This window comes from Entomoplasma freundtii, assembly GCF_002804205.1.
Taxonomy (GTDB): Bacteria; Bacillota_I; Bacilli_A; order Mycoplasmatales; family Mycoplasmataceae; genus Williamsoniiplasma; species Williamsoniiplasma freundtii.
Map to the genome: position 1 here is coordinate 463780 of NZ_CP024962.1, position 14215 is coordinate 477994.

At 33.0% G+C, this 14215-nt stretch carries 14 protein-coding genes and 1 tRNA gene; 1 reads left to right on the forward strand and 14 read right to left on the reverse strand.

Translation table 4 applies throughout. The features are described from left to right. Window positions 1-34: 34 nt before the first annotated feature. The 14 genes from nadE to rpsP form a co-directional block, all read right to left on the reverse strand. Window positions 35-808 (reverse strand): NAD(+) synthase, encoded by a 774-nt coding sequence (nadE, locus tag EFREU_RS01975; protein ID WP_100609359.1) that lies wholly within the window; start codon window positions 806-808, stop codon window positions 35-37. A 3-nt stretch (window positions 809-811) separates the two neighbouring features. After that, a complete protein-coding gene (gene obgE / locus EFREU_RS01980) occupies window positions 812-2119 on the reverse strand; it encodes a GTPase ObgE (RefSeq protein WP_100609361.1) in 1308 nt (435 codons plus the stop codon). A gap of 59 nt (window positions 2120-2178) precedes the next feature. Continuing rightward, entirely contained in the window at window positions 2179-2937 is a 759-nt protein-coding gene (locus tag EFREU_RS01985; RefSeq protein WP_100609363.1) for a DUF3196 family protein, read from the reverse strand. Between the two features lie 56 nt (window positions 2938-2993). Next, a tRNA-Arg gene (locus EFREU_RS01990) sits at window positions 2994-3070 on the reverse strand. A gap of 150 nt (window positions 3071-3220) precedes the next feature. Continuing rightward, the gene (locus tag EFREU_RS01995) at window positions 3221-5137 is read right to left on the reverse strand and encodes an ABC transporter ATP-binding protein (protein WP_100609365.1); all 1917 of its coding nucleotides are present in this window, start codon (window positions 5135-5137) and stop codon (window positions 3221-3223) included. Window positions 5138-5154: 17 nt separating this feature from the next. After that, complete coding sequence (locus tag EFREU_RS02000) at window positions 5155-7056, reverse strand: ABC transporter ATP-binding protein (protein WP_100609367.1); 1902 nt, start codon at window positions 7054-7056, stop codon at window positions 5155-5157. A 172-nt stretch (window positions 7057-7228) separates the two neighbouring features. Next, complete coding sequence (locus EFREU_RS02005) at window positions 7229-7996, reverse strand: DNA-processing protein DprA (protein WP_100609369.1); 768 nt, start codon at window positions 7994-7996, stop codon at window positions 7229-7231. Window positions 7997-8015: 19 nt separating this feature from the next. Then, window positions 8016-8321, reverse strand: coding sequence for a single-stranded DNA-binding protein (locus tag EFREU_RS02010; protein WP_100609371.1), 306 nt, complete (start codon window positions 8319-8321; stop codon window positions 8016-8018). Window positions 8322-8379: 58 nt separating this feature from the next. Further along, complete coding sequence (locus tag EFREU_RS02015) at window positions 8380-9048, reverse strand: ribonuclease HII (RefSeq protein WP_100609373.1); 669 nt, start codon at window positions 9046-9048, stop codon at window positions 8380-8382. Then, on the reverse strand, window positions 9041-9943 hold the full coding sequence (gene ylqF, locus EFREU_RS02020) for a ribosome biogenesis GTPase YlqF (RefSeq protein ID WP_100609375.1): 903 nt from the start codon (window positions 9941-9943) through the stop codon (window positions 9041-9043). Before ylqF ends, EFREU_RS02015 begins: the two co-directional genes overlap by 8 nt. A gap of 130 nt (window positions 9944-10073) precedes the next feature. Next, window positions 10074-10475 carry a 50S ribosomal protein L19 gene (gene rplS, locus EFREU_RS02025; protein WP_100609376.1) on the reverse strand — a complete coding sequence of 134 codons (402 nt, stop codon included), beginning with the start codon at window positions 10473-10475 and terminating at the stop codon, window positions 10074-10076. A gap of 1 nt (window position 10476) precedes the next feature. Next, a complete protein-coding gene (gene trmD, locus EFREU_RS02030) occupies window positions 10477-11205 on the reverse strand; it encodes a tRNA (guanosine(37)-N1)-methyltransferase TrmD (RefSeq protein WP_100609377.1) in 729 nt (242 codons plus the stop codon). Further along, a complete protein-coding gene (locus tag EFREU_RS02035; RefSeq protein WP_100609378.1) occupies window positions 11205-11705 on the reverse strand; it encodes a ribosome maturation factor RimM in 501 nt (166 codons plus the stop codon). The genes trmD and EFREU_RS02035 overlap by 1 nt, the downstream gene beginning before the upstream one ends. A 17-nt stretch (window positions 11706-11722) precedes the next feature. Next, window positions 11723-12016: a 30S ribosomal protein S16 gene (gene rpsP / locus EFREU_RS02040; protein WP_100609379.1), complete on the reverse strand. Its 294-nt coding sequence runs from the start codon at window positions 12014-12016 to the stop codon at window positions 11723-11725. 502 nt (window positions 12017-12518) lie between these two features. Between rpsP and EFREU_RS02045 the strand changes: the two genes are divergently transcribed. Continuing rightward, on the forward strand, window positions 12519-14213 hold the full coding sequence (locus EFREU_RS02045) for a hypothetical protein (RefSeq protein WP_100609380.1): 1695 nt from the start codon (window positions 12519-12521) through the stop codon (window positions 14211-14213). Window positions 14214-14215: the final 2 nt, after the last annotated feature.

Consider the following 14215-nt stretch of genomic DNA (forward strand, 5'->3'; position numbering starts at 1 on the left):
AAAACCTGACAATTCGACAAGCTTAAGGAAGATGTTATTTATTTGTTAGACGCAAAAAAGGTTTTGGGTGTATAGCTAATTGGCGTTTATGTTCACTTTGGGTATGAAGTTTTTCGACACGTTCCTTTAAAGCTTTGTTTTTATTTTCGCCACGCAAATAATCATCAAGTTGGTCATAAGAAAAACCAAGCTCTTTTTCATCAGTTTGATCGTCTCATAAACTAGCAGTAGGAGCCCGATTAATAATACTTGCTGGAACTCCTAGTAACCTTGCTGCTTCAAAAACTTCACCTTTTAAAAGGTGAACTAATGGAACTACATCAACACCACCGTCACCATATTTTGTAAAGTATCCTAAGTATCACTCGTCAGCATTATCCGTTCCTAAAACTAAATAATTTTGACTTTGGCCTAAGCCATATAAAGTTGTCATGCGCAAACGAGCCTTTGAGTTCGCTAAAGCAAGAGTTGACAATGAAGCCCCAGCCTCGGTTCAAGTTTTTGTCAAAATTTTAAATGTTGGTGCTAAATCGACATTTAAAACTTTTAAGTCGTGTTGTTCAACTAGTTCCGCAACACATTGATAATCTAAAGGACTAGAGTTTAAGGGCATTCAAACAGTTTGGTAGTTATTGGGAAAAGCTTTTTTGGCTAATAAAGCAACGACAGCTGAATCAACACCACCACTAACACCAACAATCACACCATCGGCATGGGCATTGGCAACCGATTTTTGAATAAACTTGACCAAATAATCTAAATACTCTACAAGCGCTGGAGTTGTTTTCTTTTTATCTATGACTGCCATTATTTAACCCATCCATTCTAATTCATAGTCAAACACTTTTACTAAATCACCCTTTTTAGCTCCACGTTTGCGAAGTTCATTATAAACGCCAATTTTTTTCAATTTTTCATTAAATAATAAAAGGTTATCATGAGTTGTAATGGGGTTTTTTTGGTAAATCTTGAAAACTGTTTCCCCAGTGACTTGTCAGCGGCCATTTCCAAGGTTGATAACTTCGATATCTTCTTCAAGATCTTGGAAGGTATATAATTTGAATTCTTTATTGGCTGCCTTTTCCTTTTCCAATTCTCAAATTGGTAAAGCTTTCGGAGCTGTTTTTAATTCCTTAGCAATTTCGTTTAAAAGTTGTTGGGTATTTTCTTTTTTTAAACCAGAAACATAAATTACTTTTTTATTACTAAAATAGTTTTTAATTACTTCTTCAAGATCATTAATTTGGGCCTCATCAAGATCCATTTTGTTGGCCACGATTATTTCTAAACGATCATCAAGGTTTAAATTGTAATTATGTAATTCCTTACGAATCATTTCATAATTTTTAATAATATCTTCTTGGCCATAATTTCCTGACCAATCAATAACATGACAAATAATTCGGCAACGTTCAATATGTTTTAAGAACTGATGGCCAAGTCCCTTTCCAAGACTTGCTCCTTCGATTAAGCCAGGCAAATCAGCCACCACAAATGTATCTCCGTTTTGGGCTTTTGCGGTTCCTAATTGAGGATTAAGTGTTGTAAAAGCGTAATCTGCTACTTCAGGTTTAGAATTTGATATTGCTCTTAGAAGTGTCGACTTTCCAGCGTTGGGTAGACCAATAAAACCAACATCAGCAAGCACTTTTAATTCGGCTTTTACTTCATAGTTTTCTCCAGGTTCACCCGCTTCAAAAATGGTTGGTGCTTTATTGCGAGAGTTCGCAAATCGAGCATTTCCTTTACCTCCCTTACCTCCTTTAGCTAAAATTACCATTTGTTTATCATGGTTAATATCCGCTAAGACGCTATTAGTTTTTTCATCAATTAAAACAGTTCCTAAGGGTACCTTGATAGTTCGATCATTCCCGTTCGCCCCATGCATATTTTTGATGCCGCCCTTTTCACCATCTTCAGCGGCATAAATTTTTTGGAGTTTCAAATCTAATAAGGAATGTTTCCCTGAGTCACCAATAAAAATGACACTTCCTCCATCGCCACCATCGCCACCATTTGGGCCTCCGTTGGCCACAAACAATTCATGCAGAAAACTGACAGCCCCATCGCCACCTTTTCCTGCTTTTACTTTAAATCTTGCAACATCAATAAATTTCATCTTTTTTCCTTTCCTCCATTATAACTAATTCTGACTTTATTAATTAGTTGAGGTTCTTGTTATTCAGTTATCTCAGAATGAACTAGAAATTTATCTAGTTCAATTAATATTTTTTTAGCTTTGCTTTCGTTAAACTGGAATTGGGAATGTAAAATTTCTCAATTCCCACTCTCTCCCAAAAGGTTTAAGGCTTTATAATCAGTGGCTGCTGCTAAATCAGTCACAGAAAAATCTAAAGTCTTAGGAAAATAATTCAAAAGAAAAATTAAAGCCAATTTAATACTTAATGCTTCCCACGTGGTGTTTTTCAACCAATTATGATTCATAATGGTTAATTTTGTTTCGTGAAAAAAGTCCATTAATTCAGTCACTTTTAGTTCACTAGGAACAACTTTTAAAACTTGGTTATTTTTTCAAAGTTGTAGTAAATTAGGGATTTGTTGTTGGTGAAGAGTCATCAACAACATTGTCTTTAGATCATCGGGAATATTCTTGCGTAAGAGGAAAGTTTCTAATTCTTTTAAATGTGGACGCAAATTGTAATTCTCTAAATTAATTACCGCTCAAGTTTGATCAGTAAGTTTTGCACTTTCGAGTTTATTTAATAAAGCCTCAATTGTCAAACTAGTTTCTTCTAGCGAAGTGTTTTCACCCCTAGTTTTAAAGAAAATATCTTTTTGCATTTTCAAGAGAAAAGTTTCAAACTCTTGGGGGATATAGGGCATTTTTAGTTCTTCTTCAATCAACTTGGATGCTTCTTCTATTTCATTATTAGCAATTAAAGCCAAAATTTTTTTTTCTAAGTCCTTATAAAACATGGTCACTCCACTCCTTAAATAAAAATCACGCTTCTAGAAGCGTGATTGATTTCAGATGGTGCCCACGAGAAGGCTCGAACTTCCGACCTCACGCTTAGAAGGCGCGTGCTCTATCCAACTGAGCTACATGGGCAAAACCGGTATTAAATACATATTTGAATATACCATATTTTTCCACTATAATTAAGTCCTTTTCGCACAAACTAAATGATTAAATTTTGCTCTAGGAAAGAAAGAGGAAAATTTAATAAAATAAAAAAGTTGCTAATTAAAAGCAACTTTTTTATTTTACATTTCCAGCATCGTAAAGACGTTTGAAGACACCTTCTTCATGAATCAATTCATGGAAAGTACCAACTTGAACAATTCCCTTACCCATTCCCAACACAATGATTTGGTCAACATTTTTAATTGTTGAAAGACGGTGAGCAATCGTAATACTCATTTTCCCAACCACAAGTTCATCAAGTTGTGCTTGAATTTCTTTTTCCACAATATTGTCTAAAGCTGAAGTGGCTTCATCTAAAATAACTAAATCTGGATTTTTTAAGAATATTCGGGCAATAACTAAACGCTGTTTTTGACCACCTGATAATAAGAAACCTCTTTGGCCTAAAATAGTGTCATAACCATCAGGCAAAGTCCGAATAAAGCTATCAAGTTTAGCTTTTTTGGCTGCTTCGATAACTTGTTTGTCAGTGGCTCCAAAGAGACCATAACGGATGTTATCGTAGAAGTTTCCATAAAAAATTTGTGGATCTTGTTCAACATAACCAACATGGTCAAGGTAAGATGGTAAATTAACGTCATCAAGATTATATTTATCGTTAATCACAATATTTCCTTTTAAAGGTTCATAGTAACGTAATAACAACCGACCAATTGTTGATTTTCCTGACCCAGTTTCACCGACGAAGGCATACGATTTACCTTTTTCGAATGTAAAGTTCATCTTCGGAATGATAATCTTATCTGGTTTTTGAGGATAAGCGAAAACTAAATCCTTAAAATCAATACGGTCAATATGAGTGATTTTAGGACCATCTAAATTCGGTAAAATTGTTGGTTTTGGTGATGTTAACTCTTGAATACGTGTTGAGGCATTCGAGGCTCTTGAGGCAGCTCTTAATGTCGGCACTAACATAATAATTGAAAGCGCCATTGAAGCAACTAAAGGAAGACCTAAAGTTAAATCAGAGGCCATTGACAAGGTAGATGATTTTATTGCTTGAACAACAACTATAGTTGTCAAAATGGTGGTTAAGAAACTAATTGTTACCATCAATCAAAAGTTTAAGAGTGATGATAGTAAGACCATTTTGTCACCTTTACGGTTATAAGTTTCATTCAAGTCAAATAAGCGGTCAATTTCGTAAAGTTCACTTCCACTTGATTTGATTAAGGTAATGTTATTAATTCGATCAGTCATATCCGCATCCACTTCACGTTTAATATCGTAAGCAGTAATTAAAGCGCGACGGTAGTAAATAAAGATAATCACAGCAATCGCTAAGACTACTAAAACATAAATCAAACCGAAAGCTGCAATGAAAGTTAATTTTTGTGCAAAAAGTACAATCACGGCAGTGACAAAACTAACAAAAAGATAAATAACATTAGAAATAAATTGTTGAATCCCTAAACTTAAAGCTTGTGTATCGGCCACAAATCTTGTCAAGATATTTCCAGAAACATGAGTAAAGAAAAAGTCGACATCTTGATTAACTAAAGAGACTAAGATTTTTTTACGTTGTTCAATTTCAATTTTGGCTGAAAAAAGCCCCGTTGCAAAGTTTGTTAAATATTCAAAGACAAACATGATAGCAAATACAATTAAACAAACATAAATTCAACTATATCAATGCATTGTAATACCCAAGAAGGACTCAGTACCTTTATTTCCTTGGATTAATAACGAGGTCATTTTGGCAGCAAACAAAGGCAAAATAGTGGAAACAAAGGCATCAATGGTAACTGAAATAATCATTACTGAAAAAATTAGAGGATTATTTTTGGCAGTTTCCCAGACGATTCCTAAAAAGTTAGTTAATTTTTTAGGACTAAAAGAAAATTCGCTTTTAAATTTCTTTTTATCCTTTTTGCGATGAGGCAATCAAGATTTGTTGCCTGACTTGGAATTTTTTTTGCTTGGACCTTGTGATGAGGTAAGCGAATTTTGATTTTTGTTTTGATTAGACATTAAAATCACTTACCTTTCTATTCGGTTTTTCCAGCTTCGTAAAGATTTTGGAAAAGCCCCGGTCTATTTTTTAATTCGTTAAAAGTACCTTTTTCGACAACTCCTTTTCCAGGAGCTAAAACTAAAATTAGGTTTGAGTTTTTAATCGTTGATAGACGGTGGGCAATAGTAATTGAAGTTCTTCCAACCATCAATTCATCGAGCTGTTCTTGGATTTCCTTTTCAACAATGTTATCAAGTGCCGAAGTGGCTTCATCTAAGATTAATAATTGTGGATCTTTTAAGAAAATACGAGCGATTACTAAACGTTGTTTTTGCCCTCCAGAAAGCATGAAACCTCGTTCACCAAGGATTGTATTATAGCCATCTGGTCAACTCATTACTAAATCATGGAGTTTTGCTTTTTTAGAGGCCGCAATAATTTGTGCATCAGTCGCATCCCGCTTAGCATAACGAATATTATCGTAAACTGTTCCAAGAATAATAGCTGGTTCTTGTTCAACATAACCAACATGATCAAGGTAACTCGAAAGATTGACATCCTTTAAATTGATATTATTATTAATTAAAATTTCACCACGTGTTGGGTCATAAAACCTTAACAACAACTTCGATACAGTGGATTTACCAGACCCAGTTTCCCCAACAAAGGCATAAGATTTACCTTGTTCAAACGTGAAATTAAACTTTGGGAAAACAATTTGATGTGGTTTTTCAGGATAAGCAAATTCCACGTCCTTAAAAATAATATTCCCATATAAAGATTTAATATCAATTCCGTCTTGAGAACGATAACGGTTATTAAATAAAACAGGAGCAGTAAGAATTGCATGCATACGACGAGAGCTCGTTGATGCTTGAAGCACCCCAACCATTACCCTGACTAAAGACATAATTGGGCCAATCAATATTTGAACAGAAACAATAAAGGTTGGAACTAAAACGGCTAGTTCCTTCGTATTATTTTGGTAAATTAAACCAGCCGCAATTGTGACAACTACTTGCACACTATTAATACCAACAAATAAAAAGGTAATTAGAAGCGCTTGGGCAAGATTGAAATCATATGCTTGATCATAGAACTTTTTATGCAATTGATTAAAACGCTCTTCTTCATATCTTTCGGTGCCGTTGGCTTTAATTAATTTAATAGTGTTGATACGGTCAATTACATCACCATTTAATGAAGTAACTGTTCGACGCAATTTCATGTTTAGTTTTCTTAAAGGTGCAAAAGACAAACCCATTCCTAAGGCAACAATTGCAAAAACGGCAATGGTAATAAGTGTCAATCGTCATTCAACCACAAACATCATGATAAGGGAAATAATCAAAGTCATTACCGCATTAAGGAAAGTAACCGGAACTATAGCCACTTGGTCCCCAACAATTTGCGTATCAGATACTACTTTAGTTAAAATATCTCCGATTTTTTTATTTGAGTAATAAGACATATCCTCTTCGATTAATTTTTCCACCGCTTCGTTCCGCAAATCGATTTCAATTTGTTTTCCTAACATAGCGGCTAGATATTGAGAAATAAAGACAAAAACCGCGTCAACAACGGCAGCACCAATCGCTAGCCCAACCAATTGTTTCCAAGTCATACCTCAGGTACCAGTAGTAGTTGAACTTAAGTCCCCAGGTGGAAGTGGAGGTTGCCCAGGACCCACTGGAGGATCAATAATATTTCCAGCCACTTTCATTAATTCCTGAGTGATGACTGGTGTGATTGCTACGGAGATTGCTGCAATAGTAATGGCAACAAGAATTACCACGGAACGAACTCAATATTTTTTCGCGTACCTTCAAATAAGGTCAACAAAAGAGCCTTCTTTCTCACGGCTCATATCTGCTTTAATTTCTGCTAGCTCATCTTGACTCAACTTACTCTCTGTATCGTATTTTTTTGCTTTCATATTCAAGTCCCTTCTGAGTCATTTAATTACAATAATATTAACATTTTAAAGGTTAAAAAAGTTAATAAAAATCTAAGATTATTGAGTATTATATAGAGTTTTAAAAAAGAAACAATAAACACAAAAAATTTTATCTCTGGGATAAAATTTTTAATTAAAAACAAGATATTTTTTAAATTTGGTTTAAAACTTCTTGCGCAGTTTCAACCAATTTGCCACCATCTTTAATCAACATATTATTGCCTTTAAATTTGGAATTAAGAGGTTCTGGAATGACAAAAACCTCCTTATTTTCTTGTCAGGCACACTTGCCCAATTCAAGACTAGTGCCATTGGTTGTATTTTGGACAAAAACGAAGGCTTTACTTAATCCAACTTTTAAATTAAGATAATTTTCACCATTACTAACAAAAGTGGTCGCAGTTTCATAAGACTCAGAAATTATTAAGAAGTCGGGATAGTTGCTCAGTTTTTCGACAAAAATCGCTTCTTCAAATAGAAAATTTTGTAAGCCGCGATTAGTTATGATAATAAATTTTCCATTTTCCTGGATTACTTTTTTTCATAAATGCCGATCTAAACCTTGGTTATCACCAAATAAAAGAACCCGGTTTTCGTTGATGAAATCCACCAAAAATCTTTCGCCGTTTTTTATTCCATCATCATTATAAAGCTCATCACCAACCATACCAATAGTTTGGTGATAATTTTGGAGTAATTCTTTATTGCCTTGATAATAGATAACAAATGGAGGACGAGTAATATTTTTTAAAGCTGCCGGATACTCATCACCAATAATTGTAAGAAACGGCTTTTCGATTTCTTGTCGAACTTTTTTTAGTAGTTTTAAATCAACTTTTTCTTTATGATCGAGAGCACGATAAATTTCATTTCAATTTCCTTGGTATTTTAAGGAAAAAAATAACAAAACATTTTCCATAAATAAAATATTTGTCGACCTAGTCTAAATAAAGAATTTTGGTGGCTATCACTTCGTTACTGTAATTTCGATAATCGCCATTTCCAAATGATTGGAGGCGACCTTCAACTCCGACATAAGCCTGATCATGTAAATTATCTTCATCATCAATTTTTGATGATCAGCATTTGATATTAATAAAATCATCATGACGTTCACTCGCGCCCTTTTTAGGATAACGAGGTACCTTTAAAACAAATTTGTAAAGTTTATGAGCTCCATCTTCTGTGGTGAAAGCCACTTTGGCATCACCTTCTATTTGGCCAATCATTGTCACATTATTCATTGTTTATCTCCTTTGGTCTCCCAAATAGATTCGGAAAAATTTTAAAAAGCGACAAAAATTAAAAAATAAAATTCATTTGCTTGGCGATTGCTAATTGAACTGGTTGATAAGTTTTTCGGTGAATTGGACATGGGCCGAATTCGTTAAGATTTGCTAAATGTTCAGCAGTCCCATAGCCTTTATTTTTTGCAAAATTATAAAGCGGATAACTCTCGTGATAAGCCATCATTATATGATCACGAGTTACTTTTGCTAAAACAGAAGCAGCCGCGATATGCAAAGATAAATCATCACCTTTGATTAATGAGGCTGATTGAAAAGGCAATCCTGGAAGTTTTTCGGCATCAATAAGGCAATATTGTGGTTGAGGCACAAGAGTTTTTAAACATTTTATCATCCCTACTTTACTAGCCCCTTTAGGATTAAGTATCTCTACTTCACGATGGTCAATAATTTCAATTGTAAAGCTTAGAGATACCTCTTGAATTTCGTGAAAAAGACGTTCACGTTGTAAAACTGTCATTTTTTTTGAATCACGCAATTCATGATTATCGTAGAAAGGTGGTAAAACCACTGCTGCCACAACAATTGGTCCAGCCAACGCCCCACGCCCCGCTTCATCTGTTCCAGCCAAATAAAGAGGTTTGCCTAAGTCTAAAGTCAGATTTTGGCGATATTGGTGATCAAAAGACCAACGCTTAGAGAAAATAAATTCTTCTTTATTCATGATTATTTTCCTTAGTAGCTACTTCGGTTCAACTCGTAGGAAACTCTAAGGAAATCGGTCATTCTCCATCTGCTACCTTCTTTAAAAATTGTTCCATCACTAATGTTGAACCTTGGTTTCGCAACTTTGCTTCTTTGGCAAAATAGTGATTTTCCGACGAAAGTTCGGCATCACCCAAAAAAAGTTTGGGGTAATGCGTTTGAACAATAGTTAGAATAGCTTCAGCCACTTCTTCTACGGGATAAATATCTTTCCGAATAGTATTTAAACCAGCAAGAATATTTGCTTGTTTTGCCGACTGCAATTTCGCTGGTAAAACACCAGGACTATCGATTAGATTAATTTGAGAAGTTAGTTGTAACACTTGGAGCCCTCGTGTAACTCCAGGTTGATTCCCAACTTTCACTTTTTTGGTTTTGCTTAAATGATTAATGAAAGTTGACTTACCAACATTTGGAATTCCCACTACCAAGGCATTAATTTGCGGTTTTAAAAGACCACGTTCCTTTTGACGCGCTTGTTTATTAGCCATCGTTTTCTCAATTTCAGCTACTAATTTTTTTATAAAATTAGGCTGCTGATAATTAATAAAGGCAACTGGTTGATTATTCTTTTCAAAATCAGCCACTCAAGCGGCATTCACTTTTGGATCAGCCAAGTCGGCTTTAGTCATTAAAAGTAAACGAGGCTTTTGGCCAAGAATCTTTTGAAAAGTGGGGTTTTGGGTACTAATGGGAGCACGAGAATCAACCAATTCAATAACCAAATCAATCATTGGTCGTTTTGTTTCAATCGTCTTAAGGGTTTTATTCATATGCCCTGGAAACCAGTTAAAGCGCGAATTGGCATTATTATGTTCGTCGGTCTGTTGTTTATCTTTTTGGTTTTTTATCACGAAAACCTCCCACCATTTGGTACTTCTATCTTTCAATTATAACGAGAGAAAGGCTAGATAAAAACTTAGTAACAAAAAAACCAAACTTGGAGTTTGGTTTTTTTAGAAAGATTAAGTAATCTTTAACTGATTATTTTTTGCCAGCGGCTTTTTTGTCAACTTTAGTTGGCAAAATTTCTTTAATACGAGCAGCTTTACCAGTCAATTTACGGATGTAGTAAATTCTTGAACGACGTACGCGTCCACGTTTCACTACTTCTACTTTATCAATAATTGGTGAGTGAAGAGGGAAGGTACGTTCCACAAAAGTTCCGTTTGACATTTTACGAACTACGACAGAATAACTAATTCCTGAACCTTGGGTTTTGATGACAACACCTTCAAAGGTTTGAATACGGAATTTTTCACCTTCTTTAATTTTAACATCAACACGGATAGTATCCCCTGAAGTGAAATCAGGTAAATCTTGACGTAATTGATTATTAACAACGGCGATTTTCGATGGCGTAATTTTTGTTAATTTTGAACTCATTTTATTTCGCTCCTTTCTTTTTTAATTTTTTTAATAAGACTACTTGGTTAGTAGTTAGTTTGGTTTCCACGATAAGATCGGGACGTTTTTGCCAAGTTTTCAAAAGTTGTTGTTCTTCACGAAACTTTTGAATTTCAGCATGATGGCCACTTAAGAGAACGGCTGGTACCTGGTCCCCACGAAAATCGACGGGCTTGGTATAAACCGGATAATCCAAAAGATGGTTTTGAAAACTTTCATTACTTATTGATTCTGGATTAACTACATTCGGAATAAGGCGAGTAGTACTGTCAAGTACTACTAAGGATGCTAACTCACCACCAGTGAGTACATAATCCCCAACCGAAATTTCAAGATCAACATATTTAAGGAAGCGTTCATCGAATCCTTCATAATGACCACAGATAAGAATCAAGTGGTCAGTTTCGCCAATAATAGTTTGCGCTGCTTTTTGGTCTCAAGTTTTTCCTTGAGGAGTTAAGAGACAAACCTTAGCTTTTGGTGTTTTGACAGCTTCTAGTGCCTTGACCAATGGTTCAACCATCAAAACCATTCCAGCGCCCCCACCAAATTGATAATCATCGACTTGGTGATGAGATAAAGTAGTATAGTCACGTAAATCGACGACTTCGACTTCAATCAAATGACGTTGAATGGCTCTTTTAATAATTGATTCTTCTAAATAAGCTGCAATAATTTTCGGGAACAGAGTAATAATTGTATATTTCATTATTCAAGTCCTTTCAAATCCAAAATCAATTCTTTACTTTCATCTTTTACTTCAACTAAATACGGAGGGATTAACGGGACTCAAAGTGGTTTAGTTAATTGCACTTTTACCAAATCATAATGGCCGTTATTTCAAGTCTCTAAAATTAACTTGTTTTGGCCATCAACGATGGCTTGATAATCCGTTCATAAAGGTTGAATTTGAAAACTTAAGTCTGTTTTGAGTGCATAAAGTTTATATCCTATTAAAGAATTAGCCTTTGTCGCACTATCATAATTTTGAAATTTTAAAAGTAATGTAGTTTTTGTTTTTTGTGATTTTTGGATTTGACTTACCACTAGTGGTTGTCAGGTACCTGCTTGTTTCACAAAAAGATAAATTGATGAGGCGGTTTTTATTTGAGGTTGGTAAATGATGTGACTATCAAGAAGAAGCTTGACTTCACCTTGGAGGCCGCTTGTTTTTGCAATCGTGCCTAATTCTAAAAATTTATTGTCCATTAACAACCAAACCAAAACTATTTTGCCACTTTAGTTTTGGCGTTTTTTTGTTTTTCAGTACGGATTTCATGATATTCTTTCATGATTCCAGTTTGTGAGAATAAATCGCGAACAGTATCGGTTGGTTGAGCACCATTAGCCAATCATTTCAACACTAATTCTTTGTCAATTTTGACTTCGTCTTTTAAAGGGTCAAATGTTCCTACTAATTCAATATACTTTCCATCACGATTAACACGTGAGTCAGCAGCTACAATTCGATAAAAAGGAGCTTGTTTTTTACCAATTCTTTTTAATCTTAATTTAACCATTTTTTACCTCCTTATTTTTCTATTCAATATTGTTTTATTATAAACCAATATTATAAGGTGTCAAGTAAAATACCTTAACACCTTATCTTGAATAATAAATTATTGTTATTAATTTAAAAGTGTCTTAATCGTAGTATCATACAATTAAACAATTAGTTTAAAAGTTAGTAAATGACTACCGTCAAATTTGTATTAAATTATCTAGGTATAATTGATGATGTTTTTCAATTAATTTTAATAGCGGTTTTTCTAAAATAATATATTTAAAATTAGACTATTTTCTTGGTCTGTAAAATTGTTTTTTAAAAGCTAGTTATTAGTTCCTACTAGTTTATAGAAATTAAAAAATTGTCATTAAGTCAGTTCTTCAATAAATGAAAATTATATTGATTTATTAAAGAATTGATGTTTTAAAACGACTTAAATAAATTTGTTGTTCACAAAAATAATCAGTTATTAGAATTAATTTTATAAAAATAGAAAAAAGGAAAAATAGTTTATTATGCATAAGATATTATTGGTATCATTTGCAGCAACACTATCAGCCCCAACAATTGCTAACCCTTCAAGCCAAATTGTCGTTTCAAAACAATACAAAAATCAAATTGATAATCTTTTATTAAAATATGAAAAAGAAGTAGAAAAGAATAACACAATTTTTATTAATAAGACACATATCAATGGAAATGAAGAAAAATATTTATACAATTTTTTTAATAATAAATCTATAAATGAAATTTCTATTAAAGCCAAAAGGGCCAATAGAGAAAGAAAAGTCAATAATAGCCCAATAAATATAAAAGAAGAAATAGATAACAATATAAAAAAATATGAAATAAATTATCAATTACATGACAATAGTTATACTGGAAGCATCAATATCTATGACAACGAGAAAATTAAAATTATTATTCAAAGTTATATTTCAAAATTATTTAATAATTTTGAAATAACCAACTTAGAAAATGCGCAAGATGATTTTAAAATTATTAAAAACTATTTAACTTTATTAAAAGAAGATTCCCCAGATGATTACATATATACCACTGAAGCAATTTCTAAAACCTTTAATGACAATATTGGTTATTTTGAAAATAATAAAACTTTGAACTATTTAAATACTAATGGGTGAAATTTAGTTAAAGGTGAATCTGAAAATGAAAATGAACCAGACTTCTTCTCACAATCATTTAATGGTTGAGAGATTAACCGAAATTGAGATACGTTCAAAACAATTGTTGTAACTACAATTGTTTGAACAATAAAAAAATTGCTTAAAGAGCCACGCAAAATAACTACTATGATTGTGGTTGAAACAATAAGCTCCTTATTAATAGGATCTGTTATATCTCCAATAATAACAGCAACCATTTTAACTTTGGTCAGCGTAATTATTAATATAGTTGCAAAATATGCAATTAAAAAAATTTCTAAAAATTTATCAGAAGAGGTTTACACTGCCGTTTTTGGAGAGAAACCTAAAAAATTAGAAAAAACAATAAAAGAAAATAAAGAAATTATTTCCAAAGTTTATGGTTCAAATTATGGCGATATTTTTGAAAATTATTTGAATCAAGGTTTCAATAATGGTTTTTGAAATAAAATTAAAGGTGCCTTTGGTAAAGATAATATAAAAGATAGATCAATTTTTCTTTACAACAAGAGTGCCAATTCTAATTGGTTATTAAAAGAAATGAAAATTTATTCTTTTGCAAAATATAGAAAATGGTTGCCTTGACAAACATACAATGTAGAAAATAGTAGAATTTCCCAAGAAAATTTAAACAACGAAATTGTTTTTTATTCAGCGACTAACGCAACGAAAGGGTCTTGGACAGGAACATATTTTGGGCCGATTGAAGATGCTAAAAAAAATTATTATGACCTTCATTGATCAAGAAACTTTTTAGAATGAACTTCATTATCAATTACTCCAAAATTTGCAAAAGTTTCTTCCGCTTTAATTCAATCTAGATTTGTAACGAGTAGTTACGAAATGTCTGAAAATATAGTCAATATATATAATGAACATGGTAAGGATATTAGCAAAGGTCTTGATAAAGAAACCAAGGAAATAGTTGAAAATTTAGCCAAAATTAAAAAGGATGAAATAAATAAAAAACCAAGAGTTGAAGATGAAGACTTGAAAAATAAAGAAATGGAACTAATTAAATTATTTGGAGAAATTATTAATTAATT